The organism is Halobacillus sp. A5, from assembly GCF_024189315.1.
Lineage (GTDB): Bacteria > Bacillota > Bacilli > Bacillales > Halobacillaceae > Halobacillus_A.
The window spans coordinates 190,116-210,628 of the sequence record NZ_JAIZEO010000001.1 but is presented as its reverse complement, the minus strand read 5'-3'; the positions used below and the strand labels follow the sequence as shown (position 1 = coordinate 210,628).

General features: G+C 40.9%; 16 protein-coding genes, 1 pseudogene and 1 other annotated feature. Of the genes and pseudogenes, 2 read left to right on the top strand and 15 right to left on the bottom strand.

All coding sequences use genetic code 11. From position 1 onward, the window contains the following. Positions 1-16: 16 nt before the first annotated feature. On the bottom strand, positions 17-1,297 hold the full coding sequence (locus LF822_RS01065; protein WP_253922113.1) for a bifunctional folylpolyglutamate synthase/dihydrofolate synthase: 1,281 nt from the start codon (positions 1,295-1,297) through the stop codon (positions 17-19). 64 nt (positions 1,298-1,361) lie between these two features. Beyond that, positions 1,362-4,004 (bottom strand): valine--tRNA ligase, encoded by a 2,643-nt coding sequence (locus LF822_RS01060; RefSeq protein WP_253922112.1) that lies wholly within the window; start codon positions 4,002-4,004, stop codon positions 1,362-1,364. Positions 4,005-4,059: 55 nt separating this feature from the next. After that, positions 4,060-4,286: a binding site (T-box leader), on the bottom strand. Between the two features lie 86 nt (positions 4,287-4,372). Here LF822_RS01060 and LF822_RS01055 point away from each other — a divergent pair. Then, complete coding sequence (locus LF822_RS01055) at positions 4,373-4,561, top strand: hypothetical protein (RefSeq protein ID WP_253922111.1); 189 nt, start codon at positions 4,373-4,375, stop codon at positions 4,559-4,561. Here the strand turns inward: LF822_RS01055 and LF822_RS01050 are convergent. The 7 genes from LF822_RS01050 to hemA form a co-directional block, all read right to left on the bottom strand. After that, entirely contained in the window at positions 4,558-5,463 is a 906-nt protein-coding gene (locus LF822_RS01050; protein ID WP_253922110.1) for a LysM peptidoglycan-binding domain-containing protein, read from the bottom strand. The genes LF822_RS01055 and LF822_RS01050 overlap by 4 nt on opposite strands. A 375-nt stretch (positions 5,464-5,838) precedes the next feature. Continuing rightward, positions 5,839-7,122, bottom strand: coding sequence for a glutamate-1-semialdehyde 2,1-aminomutase (gene hemL, locus LF822_RS01045; RefSeq protein WP_253923425.1), 1,284 nt, complete (start codon positions 7,120-7,122; stop codon positions 5,839-5,841). 18 nt (positions 7,123-7,140) lie between these two features. Further along, entirely contained in the window at positions 7,141-8,118 is a 978-nt protein-coding gene (gene hemB, locus LF822_RS01040) for a porphobilinogen synthase (protein ID WP_253922109.1), read from the bottom strand. Position 8,119: 1 nt separating this feature from the next. Beyond that, positions 8,120-8,881 (bottom strand): uroporphyrinogen-III synthase, encoded by a 762-nt coding sequence (locus LF822_RS01035; protein ID WP_253922108.1) that lies wholly within the window; start codon positions 8,879-8,881, stop codon positions 8,120-8,122. Then, the gene (hemC, locus tag LF822_RS01030; RefSeq protein WP_253922107.1) at positions 8,881-9,810 is read right to left on the bottom strand and encodes a hydroxymethylbilane synthase; all 930 of its coding nucleotides are present in this window, start codon (positions 9,808-9,810) and stop codon (positions 8,881-8,883) included. The genes LF822_RS01035 and hemC overlap by 1 nt, the downstream gene beginning before the upstream one ends. 17 nt (positions 9,811-9,827) lie before the next feature. Next, complete coding sequence (locus tag LF822_RS01025; RefSeq protein WP_253922106.1) at positions 9,828-10,646, bottom strand: cytochrome c biogenesis protein; 819 nt, start codon at positions 10,644-10,646, stop codon at positions 9,828-9,830. A 14-nt stretch (positions 10,647-10,660) separates the two neighbouring features. After that, positions 10,661-12,028, bottom strand: coding sequence for a glutamyl-tRNA reductase (gene hemA, locus LF822_RS01020; RefSeq protein WP_253922105.1), 1,368 nt, complete (start codon positions 12,026-12,028; stop codon positions 10,661-10,663). 260 nt (positions 12,029-12,288) lie between these two features. Between hemA and LF822_RS01015 the strand changes: the two genes are divergently transcribed. Then, on the top strand, positions 12,289-12,771 hold the full coding sequence (locus LF822_RS01015) for a LiaI-LiaF-like domain-containing protein (RefSeq protein WP_253922104.1): 483 nt from the start codon (positions 12,289-12,291) through the stop codon (positions 12,769-12,771). A gap of 35 nt (positions 12,772-12,806) precedes the next feature. Here LF822_RS01015 and LF822_RS01010 read toward each other — a convergent pair. From LF822_RS01010 to LF822_RS00985, 6 genes and pseudogenes are all read right to left on the bottom strand, one after another. Then, positions 12,807-13,177: pseudogene (locus LF822_RS01010) on the bottom strand (amino acid ABC transporter ATP-binding protein); the annotation flags it as partial. A 77-nt stretch (positions 13,178-13,254) separates the two neighbouring features. Next, on the bottom strand, positions 13,255-13,842 hold the full coding sequence (gene yihA / locus LF822_RS01005; protein WP_253922103.1) for a ribosome biogenesis GTP-binding protein YihA/YsxC: 588 nt from the start codon (positions 13,840-13,842) through the stop codon (positions 13,255-13,257). Further along, on the bottom strand, positions 13,832-16,096 hold the full coding sequence (gene lon, locus LF822_RS01000) for an endopeptidase La (protein WP_371925848.1): 2,265 nt from the start codon (positions 16,094-16,096) through the stop codon (positions 13,832-13,834). The genes yihA and lon overlap by 11 nt, the downstream gene beginning before the upstream one ends. A 352-nt stretch (positions 16,097-16,448) precedes the next feature. Then, complete coding sequence (clpX, locus tag LF822_RS00995) at positions 16,449-17,726, bottom strand: ATP-dependent protease ATP-binding subunit ClpX (RefSeq protein WP_253922101.1); 1,278 nt, start codon at positions 17,724-17,726, stop codon at positions 16,449-16,451. Positions 17,727-18,028: 302 nt separating this feature from the next. After that, positions 18,029-19,315 carry a trigger factor gene (tig, locus tag LF822_RS00990; protein ID WP_253922100.1) on the bottom strand — a complete coding sequence of 429 codons (1,287 nt, stop codon included), beginning with the start codon at positions 19,313-19,315 and terminating at the stop codon, positions 18,029-18,031. 171 nt (positions 19,316-19,486) lie between these two features. Continuing rightward, a complete protein-coding gene (locus tag LF822_RS00985) occupies positions 19,487-20,470 on the bottom strand; it encodes a hypothetical protein (RefSeq protein WP_253922099.1) in 984 nt (327 codons plus the stop codon). Positions 20,471-20,513: the final 43 nt, after the last annotated feature.

The following is a 20,513-nucleotide window of genomic DNA, read 5'->3' as shown; positions in this document are numbered from 1 at the left end:
ATCACACCACTCCATTCTATTCAAAATATTTCCTAATATCGGAAATAAAATATAATGAACCAGTAATAACTAGGACATCTTCCTCTGTTAATTCATCCATAATATCCTGTAAAGCTTCTTGTTGATCTTCTATTGTTCTACTTGCTTTAATTGGAGATAAATCGGCTACATCAATTGCTCGCAGAGCTTTAGGATAGGAGAAGGTTGTATACCAGGCTTTGTTAACCACCTCATTAAGCAGCGTGAGCATCTCCTTTACAGGTTTATTCTGAACAGCTCCATATAATAAGTAAATAGTCCTGTTGGGGTAATGATCTTTTAACGTTTTGATGAGGGTCATTGTACCTTCCACATTGTGGGCACCATCTAAAACGACATCCGGCTCTTCTTGAACCCTCTCAAATCTCGCCGGCCAGATTGTAGTGTTAATAGCTTCAGCATAAAAATCTCTCTGAATTAAATAACCCAATTCTTTTAACTTTTCTATTGCTGCTAATGCGAGTCCGGCGTTAGAGGTTTGATGGATACCTTTTAATTGAGTCAACAATTTCGGCGAGAAATATTCACCCATTGACATGTAAAATGCCTCTCCCCGCTTCGTATGCTCAGCATACTGAATAATAAAGTCGTAATCCTCTACAAATAAGTCAGCCTTTTGTTTTGCTGATTCCTCCTTAATAACTGCCAAAGCTTCTTGTTGTTTAACACAAGTCAGTACTGGTTTTCCTTTTTTAATAATTCCTGCCTTTTGATAAGCAATTTCTTCAATTGAATGTCCGAGTATGTCTGTGTGGTCTCTTCCTATATTTGTAATAATAGAAAGAATTGGATTGATTACGTTGGTGGAATCATAACGTCCGCCTAAACCCGTCTCAAAAATAGCGAAATCCACACCTCTTTGCTGGAAATAAATAAAAGCCATTGCAGTAATGACTTCAAATTCTGTAGGTTCACCCCATTCAGTTCGGCCCAGTCCCTCAACCAGCGGCTTAACAGCTTCAACCAATTCGATAAGCTCGTAATCTGATACAGGTTCGCCATTCATACTTATTCTTTCATTAAAGCGAACAATATAAGGGGAAGTAAAGGTTCCGACCGTATAGCCCTGCCCTTGTAACAAATGCCTTAAAAAAGATACTGTAGACCCTTTCCCGTTTGTACCTGCCACATGGATGGCATGTAATTGGTTTTCAGGATGTCCAAGCCTGTCCATCATCCACTCCATCCGCTTTAAACCAGGCTTTACTTTAAACTTCTCTCTTGTATGTATCCAATGTAATGCTTCACTATATTCCATATCGACAGACTCCTTATTTATAAAAGAGGAGAGTATTCCCATCGAAATACCCTCCGCACTATTTTTAAGCTTCTAACTCTTTCATACGTGCTTCTACCTTAGCCCGCTTATCTAAATAATCATTTTCTTTCTTGCGTTCTTCTTCTACTACATGCTCAGGAGCTTTATTTATAAACCCTTCATTGCGAAGTTTCTTCTGAACACGAGCTACTTCTTTATCCCATTTCTCCCAGTCTTTCTTTAAACGCTTAATCTCATCATCAATGTTAATTAAGCCGGCAAGAGGCAAATAAAGTTCTGCCCCCGTTACAACAGCTGACATTGCTTTTTCTGGAGCTTGTAGATCCGTTCCTATTGATAATTCATTTGGATTACAGAAACGGTCTAAATAGCTGCGATTATTCTCAAGTTCAGCAACAACTTCTTCATCCTTCGCTTGAATCATGAGCTGAATTTCTTTAGACATAGGTGTATCCACTTCTGCGCGGATATTCCGAACGGATCGAATAATAGATACCAAGCGCTCCATTTCTCCTACAGCTTGTTCGTTGTGAAACTCTTCTCTTACTGTCGGCCAGGAAGCCTGAGTAATTGACTCCCCTTTGTGAGGCAGGTGCTGCCATATTTCCTCCGTTATGAATGGCATAAATGGATGCAGCATTCTCATGATTTGATCCAAAGTGTAGGCTAGGATTGAACGAGTTGTATGGATTCGTTTTTCATCTTCTCCGTAAAGAGGAAGTTTAGCCATTTCAATATACCAGTCACAGAACTCATCCCATATGAAGTTATACAAGTGTCGCCCTGCTTCTCCGAATTCATAACGGTCAATGTTCTTTGTTACCTGCTCAATAGTTTGATTTAATCGGGTGAGTATCCATTCATCAGCTACTGATTTTTCACCAGTTAAATCAATATCCTCATATTTTAAGTCACCCATATTCATCAGTGCAAAGCGGGAAGCGTTCCATATCTTGTTGGCAAAGTTCCATGTAGATTCTACTTTTTCCCATTGGAACCGCAGGTCCTGGCCAGGTGAAGAACCGGTTGACAGGAAGTACCGTAGAGAATCAGCTCCATACTTCTCAATGACATCCATTGGATCAACACCATTGCCTAATGATTTACTCATTTTTCTTCCATCTGCGTCTCTAACAAGCCCATGAATTAACACATCCTCAAAAGGACGGCGGTCAGTAAATTCAATCGATTGGAAAATCATCCGGCTGACCCAAAAGAAGATAATATCGTAACCTGTTACAAGTACATTGGTAGGGAAGTAACACTGGAAGTCTTTATTAGACTCATCCGGCCACCCCATAGTAGAAAATGGCCACAGGGCTGAAGAGAACCACGTATCTAAAACATCTTCATCCTGCTCCCAGTTCTCAGCATCTGCCGGTGCTTCTTTTCCAACATAAATCTCTCCTGTTTCTTTATGATACCAGGCAGGAATTCTATGACCCCACCAGAGCTGCCTGGAAATACACCAATCACGAATGTTATCCATCCAATTCAGATATGTTTTCTCGAACCGGTCAGGAACGAAGCTTACTTTATCATCAGAAGACTGCAGGTCAATCGCCTGCTTTGCTAATGGCTCCATGTTTACAAACCACTGTGTAGACAGATAAGGCTCTACTACTGCACCGCTCCGCTCAGAATGTCCTACAGAATGCATGTGTTCCTCTATTTCAAAAAGGACCCCGCTCTCCTGTAAATCCTTCACAATCCTCTTCCTGCATTCAAAACGGTCTAAGCCTTTATACTGGGCGGCGTTCTCGTTCATAGTACCGTCTTCATTCATAACCAGGACACGCTCTAAATTATGACGGTTTCCGATTTCAAAATCATTCGGATCGTGGGCAGGTGTTATTTTTACTGCACCTGATCCAAAATCCATTTCTACGTAATCATCAGCAACAATTTCAATCTCACGGCCAACAATTGGAAGTATTACTTTTTTTCCAATTAAGTGCTGGTATCGTTCATCTTTAGGGTGTACAGCCACCCCGGTATCGCCAAGCATCGTTTCAGGACGGGTTGTTGCAACTTCAATCGCACCGTTTCCATCTTTAAGAGGATAGCGCATATGGTAGAAGGCCCCTTGAACGTCTTTGTATTCAACTTCAATATCAGACAGAGCAGTTTTAGTTGACGGATCCCAGTTGATAATATATTCTCCGCGATAAATCAGATCGCGTTCATAAAGCTTAACGAAAACTTCTTTTACTGCATCAGAGAGACCTTCATCCAGCGTGAACCGTTCACGTGAATAATCTAAGCCAAGTCCCAGCTTCTCCCATTGAGTACGGATAAACTGAGCATATTCTTTTTTCCACTCCCAAGATTTTTCTAAGAAAGTTTCACGGCCTAAATCATAGCGTGACATTCCCTGTTCTTTTAATTTAGCTTCGACTTTTGCCTGAGTAGCAATTCCGGCATGGTCCATACCGGGGAGCCAGAGTACGTCATAACCCTGCATACGCTTCACCCGGGTTAAAATATCTTGAAGAGTTGTATCCCAGGCATGCCCTAAGTGCAGTCTTCCCGTGACATTTGGCGGCGGAATAACCACAGTATAAGGCTTCTTATTCTCATTCTGTTCCGCTTCAAAAAACTTTCCATTCACCCAATATTGATAACGATTCTGCTCGACAGCTGTAGGATCATATTTCGTCGGCATTGATATGTCTTTATGTTCCATTGGATCATCCTCCTTTTAAAGTATTTTTGTGAAATAAAAAAATCCTTTTCATCCAATAAAGGACGAAAAGGACTGTTTTCCGTGGTACCACCTTAATTTGCAAACTAAAAAATTTGCACACTTCATTACAAATAACGGCTTCTAACCGGATCCTTTTACTTCTATTTCAAAGGAACTGCATCCAGGGCGACCTTCCATTAATCTTTATCCCAGAAGACTCTCACCGTCTGTCTTCCTCTCTGAAGGTAAGATAAATGTACTCTTCCCGTTCACGGCATTTCACATATAGTCATTAATATTCATATTGTATATAGAATGTATGGATGAAGTCAACTATTTATAAAAATAAATGAAGAGGAGGAAAAACAATGAGCCGCATGTACCGTTATCGTCTTCCGCCCTGGTGCCGCCACTGGCTGTATGTTCTTGAGAAAGCTACCGTACCGATCTGTATATACCAGTTGATTCGTACATTGATCTTCCCTACTACAATTGATGTTTTTTTACTTGGGCTATGCATTGGTCTGTATTTAGCTTTCCGCTTTAAATGGATTTAATTCGGAATATACACAATCTGCCCTGGAACTACTTCATCATCGACATGATTCACCTTTTCCAGCTGCTTCACAGGTACTTCATACCGTTCAGCAATCATTTCAATGGTCTCATCTTCCTGCACAATATACATCTTCATTTGAGTGTATGTCTCATCTCTATTTGGAAAAAGGTGCTGGAAAATTTGTTTAAATCCATTTACGGATGGCGAAGATTCCACCTGCTCAGCTTCAGTTACTTCTTCTTCATAAGTGTCGGCACCTTGTTCATTCTCTTGGGAATAAGCTTCGTCTTGGTGAGGCTCAAAAAACTCAGAAAACGACTGAGTATGTTCTTTTCTGCTGCTTTCCTCTAATTCCACTTCTCCTTCAGCTCTTAACTCTTCTTGAGCCTGAGGAGCAGGGGAAGTTTCATCTTTATAGTGGACAGGCCCTATTGTAATCACATCATGGTCCTCCTGGACAGGTGCTGCATTCCTTTCTTGAAGTATCCCATTCATATTCAACTGGGCGTGAAGTGTCAGGTTATTCGGTTCTGGCAGCTCGTAGTCAAAGCTTTCAATATCAATAACAACTTCATCAAGGTTTGTCACTCTATCTTTTGATACTGTGATCTCCACCGGAAAAGAGTGTGCAAATTCAGATACCCCTTCTTCTTCCCCTTCATCTACCTCAAGTACACGCCCAACAGGCGGAGTTTCCGGATTTCGATACGGCTCAATTGACTCGTCGGAGAAGTATTCACCGAATAACTCTACGGTCCCATGAAGCCTTACTTCATTTCCTAAATCAGCAATGGAAACATTAGGTTCAAGTGAAATACCAATTAATTCACTAACCCCCTGTCCTTCCTTAAACCACAGCGATTCATCTAAGTAAAAAGAAAATTCCTGATTATTCTGCATTGCAACGTCCCCTCCCTGGTTAATCAACAAAGTCACCTATTACCACTCTATGCATCACTTTGTCTGATATACATAAGAAGGATAAGATTTCATATAAAAAGACATAGTCAAAGGTTATCTCAGCCTGTTGAAAATATTAAAATCTCATTGATTCTCAAATGATAAAGACATTTTGCTTTTTGGCCAGCTGCCGTTTTACCAGCCGTATCACTCCCCAAAACCACACGCCTCGGAGTGTTTGCAGGACTCTAAGTATTGGTGATCGGCTTTAACCATTAAATTGTACGCAAAGTACCAACTATAATGGAATAGACTATAAAAAGGCTGCCGGAACGTTCCCGGCAGCCTTTCAATATCACTGAATATTATTCTTATTTAAAGAGTTCTAAAAACTGCATCTACAGCTTGAATTGTCTTTTCGATATCTTCATCTGTATGAGCCACAGATAAGAACAGTCCTTCAAATTGAGAAGGAGGAAGGAAGATGCCCTGTTCAATCATGCCTCGGTAGTATTTAGCAAAACGTTCCAAATCCGAATGATTGGCCATTTCAAAATTTTCGACAGGTCCTTCGGTGAAGAAAATCCCCACCATAGATCCAGCTCGATTAATCGTTAATGGAACTTGGTGCTCTTCAGCTGCAGCTTCAAAGCCCTCTATTAATCGATCTACTTTTTTATTGATTTCCGTATAAGCCGATTCATCCATGGCTTTTAAGGTTTCGTAGCCAGCTGTCATGGCTAAAGGATTACCTGAAAGTGTACCAGCCTGATAAATATCTCCAACCGGGGCGACCCGTTCCATAATTTCCTTCTTGCCGCCATAAGCTCCAACCGGCAGACCTCCACCAATAACTTTCCCTAAACAAGTCATATCCGGTGTCACATTGAAATGACCTTGAGCACACTGATAACCTACTCTAAAACCAGTCATTACTTCATCAAAAATGAGTACTGTACCATTTCTTTCAGTCAGATGACGCAGCTCGCTAAGAAATTGCTCTTTAGGAGGCACGACGCCCATATTACCTGAAACCGGTTCTATAATGACAGCCGCTAAATCTTCTCCATATTCTTCGAAAACGTATTTCACGCTCTCCATGTCATTGTATGGTACGGTAATTGTGTTTTTCGCAATTGATTCCGGCACACCAGGGGAATCAGGCAGACCCAGCGTAGCAACTCCTGATCCAGCTTTTATAAGCAATGAGTCGCCATGTCCATGGTAATTTCCTTCAAATTTCAAAATCTTATTTCTGCCTGTATACCCCCTTGCCACTCGAAGGGCGCTCATCGTTGCTTCTGTTCCTGAGTTAACCATTCTGAGCATCTCAATGGATGGAACACGGTCAATGACGAGATTCGCCAATTCATTCTCAAGAAGGGTAGGTGCTCCAAAACTTGTTCCCAGGGAGGCTGCTTCTGTAAGAGCACTTACCACACGCTCGTCTGCGTGGCCAAGAATAAGAGGTCCCCAGCTTAATACGTAGTCAATATATTCATTTCCATCAATATCCGTAATTTTTGAACCTTTTCCTTTTTCCATAAAAATAGGGTCCATATCTACTGATTTAAAGGCGCGGACAGGTGAGTTCACTCCGCCGGGCATTAAATCAACAGCTTTCTTATATGCTTCTACTGAACGCTCGAAATTCCTCATCATTTTCGTTCCCTCCTATTACTGATCTAAATAGTTAGCTGCGTCTTTTGCAAAGTAGGTAATAATTAAATCGGCGCCTGCCCTTTTCATAGAGGTGAGTTTTTCCATTACGATTTCTTCCTCATTTACCCAGCCATTAGCAGCGGCTGCCTTAATCATAGAATATTCACCGCTTACATTGTAAGCAACAAGGGGAAGGTTAAACCGATCTTTCACTTCACGCATAATATCCAAATAGGATAAAGCTGGCTTGACAATGAGAAAATCAGCACCTTCTCCCACATCGGATTCTGCTTCACGTATGGCTTCTATACGGTTGGCCGGGTCCATTTGATAAGCACGACGGTCACCAAACTGCGGAGAGCTGTGCGCCGCATCACGAAAAGGACCATAGAAGGCAGAAGCATATTTAACTGCATAAGACATTACAGGAATGTGACCATACCCAGACTCATCAAGTCCTCGTCTAATTGCAGCTACAAATCCATCCATCATATTGGAGGGAGCGATGATATCCGCCCCGGCTTCTGCCTGACTAACCGCTGTTTTTGTAAGTAATTCTAAAGAGTCATCATTTGCAATATCCCCGTCAAGAACGATTCCGCAGTGACCATGGTCCGTATATTGACATAGGCAGGTATCAGCTACAACTGTTAAAGAAGGATGGGCTTCTTTAATGTGACGAATTGCTTTTTGAACAATACCAGACGCATGGTATGCTTCGCTTCCAACGTCATCCTTCTCCTTTGGTACGCCAAAAACGATAACCGAACGTATTCCTAGATTCTCCAATTCTTTCATTTCAGCAGACAAGTGATCTAAGGAAACCTGGTAAACGCCAGGCATCGATTTCACAGAATGTTTAATATTTTCCCCTTCTACAATAAATATAGGATAAATTAAATCTTCCTTATGAAGTTTTGTTTCACGTACTAAAGACCGCATTGATTCGGTTCTGCGCAAACGGCGGTGTCTTTTAAATTGTAAATCGCTCATTTTAGAAACCTTCTTTCGAAAAGTAATCAATAATTTGCTGAACCATTTCTTCTACGCTGAATGTTGATGGATAATAAATCTTGTTAAACCCTTTTGCTTCTGCCTTCTCAGCAGTTGTAGCACCTATACAGAAACAGGGAATATCTAAAGCAAGCTCGTTACTCTTTCTGGTTATTTCCAAAAAAGCCTCGATCGTCGAGGGACTTGTAAACGTAAGCGCGTCTAAAGACGGAAGCTCTCTGCTGATGACTTCCGACTCTTTTATTAGTAGAGTATCATACACGGTCAGGGATTGAAAAAGAATGCCCTTTTCCGTCAATATTTCTAACAAGGTTTCACGTGACCTGTCTCCACGTACATAGAGCACGGCCCCTGGTTCCTTATGATAAACGAAAAACTCTTCTGCCATATGCTCAGCATCATATGTAGTCGGACAAAAGTGAACATTCACACCCATTTCTTCCGCTGTCTGTTTGGTATTTCTGCCTACCACTGCAACCTTAATATGACGAGGCACCGGCCTTCCAATACGTTGTAACCACTCGAAAAAAAACTTCACGCCATTGGAGCTTGTAAAAAACACCCAGTTAAAGTCGTGAAGTTCTGATAAAATACGCGGATTTTGTTTAGATTCATGGATACGAAATTCTATGAGTGGCTCGTGAAGGATGGCTGCTCCTGCTTTTTCGAAAAGATTAATCATGACATCCGCTTGAGAGAAAGGTCTTGTAACCAGGACCTTCCTGCCTTCTAACGGTTTCATTACTGCTCATACTCCTCTTTAGCCTTATCAACAATTTCTACAGCACCTTGTTTTTTAAGAAGGTCCGCTGCTTCTTTTCCGACAGCAATCGGGTCGTTTCCTTTAACGGTTTCATGAAGTATTGTTGAGCCATCAGGCTTCCCAACAAGAGCAGTAAGCGTAATTTCATCACCTTTTTGAGTAGCATAACCGCCAATTGGCACTTGACAGCCTCCATTTAAATCATGAAGAAACTTCCTTTCAGCTGCCACAGTTACATCTGTATAAGGGTCGTTTATTTTTCGTAAATAATCTACTAATTCCTTATCTTCTTTACGGCATTGAATGGCCAGCGCTCCTTGTCCTACAGCTGGCACACAAACCTCCGGCTCTAAATATTCAGTCACAAGTTCATCACTCCAGCCCATCCTTTTTAATCCGGCTGCCGCTAAAATGATGGCATCAAAATCCTCTTCTTTCAATTTACGAAGCCTAGTATCAATATTGCCCCGGATCCATTGAATTTCAAGTTCAGGTCGAAACGCTTTAATTTGTGCACCTCTCCGAAGGCTGCTTGTACCAACAACAGCGCCTTCAGGCAGGTCCTTTAACCCTATGTGGCCATTTGATATGAAAGCATCCCTATGATCTTCCCGTACAGGGACAGAAGCCACCATTAAGCCTTCAGCTACAACAGCGGGCATATCCTTCATACTATGCACGGCCATATCGATTTCTTCATCATACATAGCCTGTTCAATTTCTTTAATAAATAAGCCTTTTCCACCTACTTTAGAAAGCTGAACATCTACGATACGGTCTCCCTTCGTAGAAATTCGTTTAATTTCAAATTCATAGGATGGATCTACTTTTTTTAATTGATCGATCACCCATTCTGTCTGAGTTATTGCTAAGTTACTTTTACGTGAACCAATGACGATCTTACGCACACGAAGACCTCCTCAAGTTAAAAATGAAAGTTTGATATTGAGCCAAATAGAAAGAAGTTAATGAGCAGAAATAGAAAGGCTGCACTATTGAAAATAGAAATGGCTCTACCCTGGTATCCTTTAACTACTCTCAAGAATAAATAAACTCCGTAGACGAGGAGCACCAATATGGAACCTAACGTTTTTGAATCATACCAGTAAAACGTTTCTTCTGAAGCATACGCCCAGGTTACTCCGAGAATCAGACCAATTAACAGAAGAGGCACTCCCAGAATGACAGCTACATAGGAGAAGAAGTCAAGCCTGGTTAGATCCCCCAGGCGGAATAATTTAGCATTCCACTTTTTACGTTTAAGCAGCCTGTACTGTAATAAATACATGAGTGAAAATATAAAAGACAGTGAGAAAAAACCATACGAAATCAAGGCAAGTGTAATATGGACGACGAGCATTTCATGTACTAATGAGACCCCTTTATCATCCAGAACACTTTGTGCACGGGTAGATATATGGATCAACATAACAAAGAATCCAAGTAAATTTGTAAAAAACACTAGAAAATCCACTTTGAAAATTCTGTTTATGATCAATGAAAAGGTGACGAGGATCCATGCATAAAAGTAAAGACCGTCATATACATTAATGATTGGAAAATTATTGTTAATAAAAACCTGTACTAATAAAAAAAGGGTTTGTAACCCCCAGACCAAACTAAGTAACCAGAAGGCAGCTTGATTGGCCTTCCGGTTATTTTGAATAAAATCAATAAAATATCCAATTAAACTAAGACCATATAGCAGCAGGACTAATTCGTACACCCATTTGAAATCAAACATGGCTGACTCCACCCTTAAGAATTCACAATCTTACTAAGTGTGGGAAAGGGGATCGTTCCTTCTTCATTTGAGGGGGCTGCGTTTTTTTTCTCCTGCTCTAAAAGCTCCTTTTCCACTTCTTCCTCAATTCCAAATATCTGAGTGAATAAGCGTAGAGATTCTTCTGCTTCAGGCTTTGCACTCAGTTCTTTAGCTTGAAGAATAGGATCCTTGAGCATTTGATTAATAATACTCTTAGTGTGCTTACGCAATACTTTCTTTTCACGCTCAGACAACTCTGGCATTTTTCTCTCAATGCTTTCCATCGTTTCAGCTTGAATGCCTAATGCTTTAGCACGTAAAGCAGAGATAACCGGCACAACCCCAATGGTTTGAAGCCATTCTTTAAATTCTACAATTTCGGCTTCAATTACTAAGCCGATTTCTTCAGCCGCCTGCTTTCGAACAGCCAGATTGGCATCTACGATTCCCTGTAAATCATCAATATCATATAAAAACACGCTGTCCAGGTTTTCCATGGCGGGGTCAAGATCCCTTGGAACAGCAATATCCACAAAGAAAAGCGGCTTACCTTTACGGCTTTTATGAATAGGCTCCATTTGATCTTTTGTAAGGACGTATTCGTTTGCACCTGTAGAGCTGATGACGATGTCAGCATCCTTTAAGACCTCTTCAAGATGATCCATGGTAGCAGCTTGTCCATTAAATTGTTTTGATACAACCTCTGCTTTAGCAAGCGTACGGTTCATGACTGTTACTTTTTTGACACCGGAGCCATGCAGATTCTTAGCTGCAAGTTCGCCCATTTTACCTGCACCAATAATAACAATATGTTTATGGACTAAATCCCCAAAAATCTTGCGGGCTAATTCTACAGCAGCATAACTTACTGATACTGCATTCTCACCAATCCCAGTGTCTTTATGAGCTTTTTTAGCCATTGTTACCGCCTGCTTGAACAGCTGATTAAAAATCGTTCCTGTTGTGCCTGCCTGCTGTGCCAGTTGAAAAACTTGCTTAACTTGTCCTAAAATCTGTGTTTCACCGAGCACCATGGAATCAAGACCTGACGTCACGCGGAATAGATGTTCAATTGCCCCATCCGCTTCATAAACAGATAGAAATGGAGAGAAGTCTTCTTTATCCATATTGAACCAGTCTGCTAAAAACTGTTTAATATAATAACGTCCGGTGTGAAGCTGGTCTACTACTGCGTATATTTCCGTACGATTGCAGGTAGAGAGGATTACATTCTCAAGGAGGCTCTTCTGCTTGTTTAGCTGCTGCATTGCTTCCTGGAGGTTTTCTTCAGAGAATGTAAGCTTTTCTCGAATTTCCACAGGGGCTGTTTTAAAGTTTAGGCCGATTGTTAATATATGCATTTCCATCCCCCCCTATCTAAAACGTTCCTATCCAATCACATATCAATCATTATAACATGAGACATCATTATTCTAAGAGAAAAATATGAACAGATTTTGAAATCCCTATGTTAGGATATATTTAGCATGTTTCTTCAGTTAATAATTAAATTATTTTTAAATTAGAACGAGTCTAATTTATAACCCATCTGTAATATATCAAATCACGACGAATTGCGCAAGACAGGCAATTCAAGTATGTACGTTCAGGAGGATTTATAATGAAAAAACAAAATATATTTGCCGGTTACTTACTAATCGGATTAGGAATATATTTTCTTCTTCAACAATTAAATATGCCCTTTTTCTCTGCTTTTTACTCTTGGCCGACGATACTGATGATCATTGGTACAGCATTTCTGCTGCATTGTTACATAACGAAAGACTTTTCAAATATCATTCCCGGAACCATACTTCTCGGATTCGGCATCCATTTTCACGGTAAAGATCGCTTTACCTTTTGGATTGATCATTGGGCAATCTTCACCCTAATCGTCGGAGTTGCTTTCCTTTTTAAATATGCAAAAACAAAATCAGGACTCCTGACAGCTATAGTGCTGCTCGGTTTGTCCGGGTTTGGGCTTTTTTCAACTGCGAACCCGGGCTGGTTTAGCGTTATTTACATATTCATAGAGTGGATTGAACGATTCTGGCCTGTAGTACTTGTGGTGGTAGGCATAATTTTATTAAAAAAACGCACATAAGAAAATCCACAGCCGGCATGACAGGCTGTGGTTTTTTAGTTTATAAATTTTTTTGTCCGCTCCGGCTTAGGGTTTCCAAACAACTCTTCAAATGTTCCTTCTTCAACTATTCTTCCTTCATGCATATAGACTACACGATCTGCCACTTCTCTCGCAAAGCCCATTTCATGAAATACAAACACCATTGTCATTCCTTCTCCGGCAAGTGTTTAATGGTGTGAAGGACTTCACCTACAAGCTCAGGATCCAACGCAGAAGTCGGTTCATCAAAAAGCATAATTGCAGGGTTCATAGCGAGTGCTCTTGCAATAGCCACCCGCTGCAGCTGGCCTCCTGAAAGCTTGGAGGGATATTCGCAGGCCTTTTCTTTTAACCCTGCTTTATTTAAGAGGACTAATGCGTTCTTTACCTCTATCATCTTCTTATTCATTATTAAACCACCCTCTTACTTAAAAGCACCACCCCTAATAGGAGTGGTGCCGGTTATAACTGCAGATACGACAGCATCGCTCTCCATGCAGTGTCTTTTCCTTCACCTGTTTCAGAGGAAAAAGGAATTAATGGATCTTCTTCATCCATGTTAAGAGTGGAGGAGACCATGTGGAGCTGTTTATTCCGCTGGCCTTTTTTAATCTTATCAAGCTTTGTTGCAATCACCATTACAGGCAGCTCGAAATGCTTAAGAAAATCATACATCATACAGTCATCCTCTGTAGGTTTGTGACGGACATCTACCACTAGAGCTATTGCACGCAATTGTTCACGCTCAGCGAAGTATTCCTCCATCATCCGGCCCCATTTGGCACGTTCTTTCTTTGAGACTTTAGCATAACCGTATCCTGGAACATCCACAAAATGAAACCTTTCATTAATCCTGTAAAAGTTTAAAGTCTGCGTTTTTCCTGGCTTTGAAGAAGTTCTTGCTAAATTCTTACGCTGGATCATTTTATTTATAAATGATGACTTTCCTACATTTGACCGGCCTGCCAGTGCAATTTCAGGTAATGGTTCATTTGGATATTGTTTCTTACTAGCTGCACTAATAATTATTTCTGCATGGTTAACCTTCATAACTACTCTCCGTTAATGCTTGATCAAGCACCTCATCTAAATGTTTTACAGGAATAAAAGTAAGACCTTCACGCACACTTTCTGGAATATCCTCTAAATCCTTTTCATTGTCAGAGGGAATGATGATCTTTGTCAGACCGGCCCGGTGAGCGCTTAATGATTTCTCTTTTAAGCCTCCAATAGGGAGTACACGACCTCGTAGTGTAATTTCTCCGGTCATGCCTACTTCCTTCTTAACAGCTCTGCCTGTTAAAGCTGATACTAGTGCGGTGGCCATTGTGATTCCTGCTGAAGGACCGTCTTTCGGTGTGGCCCCTTCCGGTACGTGAATATGGATGTCATTTTTCTCTCCAAAATCACGGTCGATCTTTAGATCATCAGACCTCGAACGAATATAACTAAAGGCAGCCTGTGCTGACTCCTTCATTACATCGCCTAGCTTACCGGTCAACGTTAAATTACCTTTCCCGGGATAAACAGAAACTTCGATAGATAGTGTATCCCCGCCTGCAGATGTATACGCTAAACCTGTTGCTGCTCCGACCTGATCCTCCAGTTCGGCTTGACCATAACGGAACTTAGGCCGTCCAAGAAGCTCTTCCAGCTGCTTCTCTGTCACTACTACCCTCTTCTTTTGGCCCGATACGATAATCTTTGCAGCTTTTCTGCACACACCAGCTAACTCGCGTTCTAAATTACGAACTCCCGCTTCACGGGTATACATACGAATTAATTTAAGTAAAGCTTCATCTTTAAATTGGACCTTGCTTTTCGTTAAGCCATTCTCTTTAACTTGTTTAGGCAGTAAATGTTCTTTAGCAATATGGAGCTTCTCTACCTCTGTGTACCCAGCGATCGAGATCACTTCCATACGGTCTAGGAGCGGTCCCGGAATAGAAGTCATCGTATTAGCTGTAGCAACAAACATCACATTCGATAAATCATAATGCTCTTCGATAAAATGGTCACTAAATGTACTGTTTTGTTCAGGATCTAACACTTCCAGCATAGCGGAGGACGGATCGCCGCGGAAATCGCTCGCCATCTTATCGATTTCATCAAGCAGGAAAACAGGATTAATCGTTTCTGCCCGCTTCATTCCCTGGATAATACGGCCAGGCATAGCTCCAATGTACGTTCTTCTATGACCGCGGATTTCAGCCTCATCGCGTACGCCGCCCAGAGAAATGCGGACAAACTTACGATTTATGGCCCGGGCTATGGATTTTGCCAGAGATGTTTTACCAACACCAGGCGGCCCGACTAGACATAGTATAGGACCCTTAATAGACTGAGTGAGCTGCTGGACAGCTAAGTATTCAAGAACACGCTCTTTCACTTTCTCTAATCCATAATGATCTTCGTCAAGAATAGTCTCCGCGTGATTAACATCTAAGTTGTCTTCTGTCTCCTGCGACCACGGCAGAGAGACGAGCCATTCAATATAATTACGGATCACAGAACTCTCAGCAGAGCTTTGCGGAACTTTCTCGTAACGGCCGAGTTCTTTGTCGGCTACTTTCTGAACACGTTCGGGCATCTGTGCTTCGTCAATTTTCTGACGAAGTTCACTGACTTCTCCAGTTTTGCCGTCTTTATCACCCAGTTCATTCTGAATAGCTTTCATTTGTTCCCGCAGGTAATATTCTTTTTGTGTTTTCTCCATTGATTTCTTTACTCGCTGACCAATTTTTTGTTCGATTTGAAGAACGTCTCTTTCATTTCCAATTAATTCAATTAAATGCTTAAGACGTTTCTTTACATCTGAGGTTTCAAGAACCTTTTGCTTATCTTTAATTTTTATTGGCAGATGAGAAGTAATTAAGTCAGCTAAGTGTCCGGGAGAATCTACATCTGCAACTGTGTTATACGTTTCTTTACTTACTTTTTTAGAAACCTTCACATATTGCTCGAACTGGCTGAGTAAAGTGCGCATCAGCGCTTCTTCTTCATTACGATCGTCATGTACATCCTCTAATTTCGTTATTTCAGCTTCATAATATTCGTCACCGTCAGTGATTTGGTGAACACTCGCACGATAAAGTCCTTCCACGAGCACGCGGTTCGTTCCATTCGGAAGCTTTACCATTTGCTTTACGCGAGCTACTGTACCTATTTCATACATATCACTAATAGTTGGATCATCAATATTTACTTCTTTTTGGGAAACGAGAAAAATCTGGTTATCATCAATCATTGCTTGCTCTAAAGCATTGACCGATTTATCACGACCTACATCAAGGTGCAGTACCATCGAAGGGTACACTAAAAGACCTCTAAGAGGAAGGAGGGGGAGCTTGATACTATGTTTTTCAGACAATGTGTGCACCTCCAAATAATGCGAATTGTAAGTTAATCATATAGAAATCTTATGAGAAAGTAAAACGTAAGGAATAGGCAAAAAGCCCGCGTTTTTCTTACAGAAGCTTAGTTTTATTATAAACACGACGCAACTAATCATGCTAAAAACAAATGATATGTAAAAAAAGAAGGCTCCTTACTGTTCACCCAAAATAATTTTATTATAACGACAACAGAAACCGCGCTACAAATTATTCGCAGCGCGGTTTATAAAATAAAGATTAAATTGCCTAAATGCGGGCTAATTAAGCACTTTCTTTAGGGGTTTCTTTATTCTCATCTTCCACAGTTCCATCTGTCAGAACCAGTTTAGGATAACTGTTCTCTTCTGTAACAGTTTCCTTCGTAATAATGCATTTCTCTATATCATCACGAGAAGGCAGTTCATACATAACATCAAGCATTATGCCTTCAATAATAGAACGAAGTCCGCGGGCACCTGTTTTGCGTTCAATTGCAAGCTTAGCAATTTCACGAAGGGCCTCCTCTTCAAACTCTAATTCTACATGGTCGATCTGAAGCAGCTTCTGATATTGTTTTACAAGTGCATTCTTAGGAGCTGTCAGAATTTCTACCAGTGCTTCCTCATCCAGCTGTTCCAGACTGCCAATGACCGGCAGACGTCCGATGAATTCCGGAATTAATCCATAGCTTAACAAGTCTTCAGGAAGAACTTTTGTTAACAATTCACTCTTCTCAGCGTCTACATCAGTTTGACCGGCCCCAAAACCAATGACTTTTTTACCTAAACGGCGTTTAATAATCTGCTCAATTCCATCAAATGCACCGCCTACGACAAACAAGACATTTGTCGTATCGATTTGAATAAATTCTTGATGAGGATGTTTCCTTCCACCCTGCGGTGGAACGCTGGCCTGCGTTCCTTCGAGGATCTTAAGCAAGGCCTGCTGAACACCCTCCCCTGAAACATCACGAGTGATCGAAGGATTTTCAGATTTACGCGCAACTTTATCGATTTCATCGATATAAATAATTCCTTTTTCAGCTTTTTCTACATCATAATCTGCCGCTTGAATCAGCTTAAGAAGGATATTTTCTACATCCTCTCCAACGTAGCCCGCTTCAGTTAATGAAGTGGCATCAGCAATAGCGAAAGGAACGTTCAGAATACGAGCAAGTGTTTGAGCGAGTAACGTTTTACCGCTTCCTGTTGGTCCAAGCATAAGAATGTTACTCTTCGCAAGCTCAACATCATCATTCTTCACACCAGCATTAATTCGCTTATAATGGTTGTAAACAGCCACTGATAAATTCTTCTTAGCCTGATCCTGCCCAATAACATAATCGTTTAATATGCTGCGGATTTCCTGAGGCTTAGGAACTTCTTTAAATTCCACTTCCTCTTCATTTCCGAGCTCTTCTTCAACGATTTCAGTACATAATTCTATACATTCATCACATATATAAACTCCAGGACCAGCTACTAACTTACGAACCTGTTCTTGGCTTTTTCCGCAAAATGAGCATTTAAGCTGTCCTTTTTCTTCATTAAATTTAAACATACCATTCACCCCTTTATAAAATGACGCAATAGCTGCGACTGCAAAATCAATCTTGGCTGCTGTGCATTCGTGTCTTTTGCCCATCATACCAGATTAACGAAAAACAAAAAAGCAATACCTATATAGAGGTGTGCGATTACTATTACATCATCCTCATTATGTAGACATCTCAATCATAAGTCAAACGATAGGTACATCATTAGTATATGTAAAAACAAGATGGGATCATTCATCTTACCTAAGAATTGAAAAATATAGGAGAAGACAAGGAGCGTTTTTTTGCCCCTTGCCTTCTAAACTAATTATTCAGCTTTACTGTTTTCAGCCAGAACGTCAATTGCTTTACGTACTTTAAGGTCTTCCTTCACCATATCTGTGTTGCCGCCAAGCATCTGTGTCAGCTGTGCTACATCTGTCTGGTACATAGAAGCCATATTCTCAAGCTCTGCATTTATATCTTCTTCAGTAGCTTCAACATTTTCAGCTTCAGCAATCGCTTCAAGAGTAAGGTTTGTCTTCACGCGCTTGCTTGCATCTTCCTGCATCTGCTCACGTAAAGCATCTTCGTCCTGCCCAGTAAATTGGAAGTACATGTCTTTAGTCATTCCCTGCATTTGAAGACGCTGTTCAAATTCACTCACCATACGATCAAGTTCAGTATCAACCATCGCCTGCGGAATTTCAACTTGAGCATTCTCAGAAGCTTTTTGAACTAGAGTATCACGCTTTTGATTCTCAGCATCTGTTTTCTTCTGCTCTTCTAAGCGTTCACGGGTTTTCTTCTTAAGTTCATCTATAGATTCAACTTCTTCATCTACATCTTTAGCAAACTCATCATCAAGTTCAGGAAGTTCTTTTCCTTTCACTTCATGAATTTTAACTTTGAACGTAGCCTCTTTACCAGCAAGATCTTCTGCATGATATTCTTCAGGGAACGTTACCTGAACATCTGCTTCCTCGCCAGGTGCTTTGCCTACAAGCTGTTCTTCGAAGCCTGGAATGAATGAACCAGAACCGATTTCGAGTGAGTAGTTGTCAGCTTGTCCGCCTTCGAACGCCTCTCCATCTACGAAACCTTCGAAATCCATTACTACAGTATCGCCGTCTTCCACTGTTCCTTCTTCTTTTACGACCAGCTCCGCCTGACGCTCCTGCTGCTGCTTAAGCTCATTCTCAATGTCTTCATCTGTAACCTCTGTACTCTGTACTTCATACGTAAGACCCTTATAGTCGCCAAGCTCCACTTCAGGTTTAACAATTACGTCTGCAGTAAATACAAGCGGCTGTCCTTTTTCAATCTGCTCTACGTCTACTTCAGGGCGGTCCACCGGTTCAATCCCAGTTTCTTCAACCGCATCAGAGTATGCTTTAGGAAGTACAATATCAATGGCATCCTGATAAAGTGATTCAACGCCAAAACGCTGTTCAAAAAGCTTACGTGGTACTTTCCCCTTACGGAATCCTGGCACCTGAACCTGTTTCACTACTTTTTTAAACGCTTCATCCAATGCTTTGTTAAAATCTTCAGCAGGCACTTCTACAGTAAGTGTCCCCTGATTACCTTCTTTCTTTTCCCACTTTGCTGACATAAAAAATTCCCTCCAACATCTATAATTTCCTGCTCGTCAATCGACGATCGATTACTCGTTTCTATGATTCTATTTACAACGAATCTCATATGCAACCACTATATTATAACATAATGTATCGTGCTTTCAACAATAGTCCTGTATCTGAAGCAAAAATCTCTTTGGTAACACTCACTGTTCCCCTACTAAAATTATATAATGCTGCTCACAAAGTTCAATTTCTTCCTTATACTTCTCTACTTCAGAAACTGAAGCTTCCCCTTCAAAAGGAAGTTGAAGATAGTTATGACCTAACTGCTTTAGAGCGGTAACAATAGCGTCTACTTCCTCTTCCAATGGAAAGAGTGGATAACGCACATAACAATAGTGGTCTAATAAACTGTTAATCATTTGAAACATCGTTGGATTGCTCTGCTCTACGGAACCAAGTCTCATTCTTATCTGCTGGATAATATAGTCTGACTGAAAACTGTTCAGCTTTGAAGGGGTCACTTCGATCTGATGGCCAAATTTAGCAATGAGTACTTTATCTGTGAACCCTTCATCCCTCAACCAGAGAATCAGCCCCGTTTTAATAATCGGATGGACAGCTGTATCAGTCAGCCAATTTTTAAAGGGTTCTACATCCGCTGGAAGAGGCTGCTTTCTTAATTGATTTACTGCAGTCCATTGTTTTTGTAAATCCTCGTTATTAACCGCTTCTATCAAGTCCTTCAACAAACGATCGCTTTCCTTCTTATGTACATCTTGCAACAGCTTTTTTGCTACCTCGTACATCTGCCATAACTGCGTTCGGTTTTGGTGAGGGACGTCTTCTGTTTCTAACACCTCATCGAGCAGATCAATTAATTCCTGATAACGATTTGTCTGAAAAAGCAAAGTGATGTATATATGTAGGTATTGGTAGTAATGGTCTTCTTCAGACTTCATTTGTTCCTGACACAGATCTTCGGCCTCTGAGAAGTGACCTGTTTCTATCCAGCTCATCAATAAACCTGTAATTACCTCGTGGGTGGCTACATCATGCTCAACCAGAGGCACAAAGCTCTCTACTGCATCTTTATACCTTTTCTCTTTCACTGCTTCAAAACCAGTATTTTCTAATGTCGATCTCCATTTTGGGAACAATACAATATCCCCGTTGTGTTTTTCCATAAGACACCCTTCCTAATTTTCTAATCCCTCACCATTCTCCCCA

Bases quoted from the DNA above. Each gene is read 5' to 3' on its own strand.
- LF822_RS01065 (WP_253922113.1), bottom strand. From the start codon at position 1,297: ATGGAATATAGTGAAGCATTACATTGGATACATACAAGAGAGAAGTTT.
- LF822_RS01060 (WP_253922112.1), bottom strand. From the start codon at position 4,004: ATGGAACATAAAGACATATCAATGCCGACGAAATATGATCCTACAGCT.
- LF822_RS01055 (WP_253922111.1), top strand. From the start codon at position 4,373: ATGAGCCGCATGTACCGTTATCGTCTTCCGCCCTGGTGCCGCCACTGG.
- LF822_RS01050 (WP_253922110.1), bottom strand. From the start codon at position 5,463: ATGCAGAATAATCAGGAATTTTCTTTTTACTTAGATGAATCGCTGTGG.
- hemL (WP_253923425.1), bottom strand. From the start codon at position 7,122: ATGAGGAATTTCGAGCGTTCAGTAGAAGCATATAAGAAAGCTGTTGAT.
- hemB (WP_253922109.1), bottom strand. From the start codon at position 8,118: ATGAGCGATTTACAATTTAAAAGACACCGCCGTTTGCGCAGAACCGAA.
- LF822_RS01035 (WP_253922108.1), bottom strand. From the start codon at position 8,881: ATGAAACCGTTAGAAGGCAGGAAGGTCCTGGTTACAAGACCTTTCTCT.
- LF822_RS01025 (WP_253922106.1), bottom strand. From the start codon at position 10,646: ATGTTTGATTTCAAATGGGTGTACGAATTAGTCCTGCTGCTATATGGT.
- hemA (WP_253922105.1), bottom strand. From the start codon at position 12,028: ATGCATATATTAACAATCGGCCTAAACTTTAAAACAGCCCCTGTGGAA.
- LF822_RS01015 (WP_253922104.1), top strand. From the start codon at position 12,289: ATGAAAAAACAAAATATATTTGCCGGTTACTTACTAATCGGATTAGGA.
- yihA (WP_253922103.1), bottom strand. From the start codon at position 13,842: ATGAAGGTTAACCATGCAGAAATAATTATTAGTGCAGCTAGTAAGAAA.
- lon (WP_371925848.1), bottom strand. From the start codon at position 16,096: ATGGTACTGCACCTTGATGTAGGTCGTGATAAATCGGTCAATGCTTTA.
- clpX (WP_253922101.1), bottom strand. From the start codon at position 17,726: ATGTTTAAATTTAATGAAGAAAAAGGACAGCTTAAATGCTCATTTTGC.
- tig (WP_253922100.1), bottom strand. From the start codon at position 19,315: ATGTCAGCAAAGTGGGAAAAGAAAGAAGGTAATCAGGGGACACTTACT.
- LF822_RS00985 (WP_253922099.1), bottom strand. From the start codon at position 20,470: ATGGAAAAACACAACGGGGATATTGTATTGTTCCCAAAATGGAGATCG.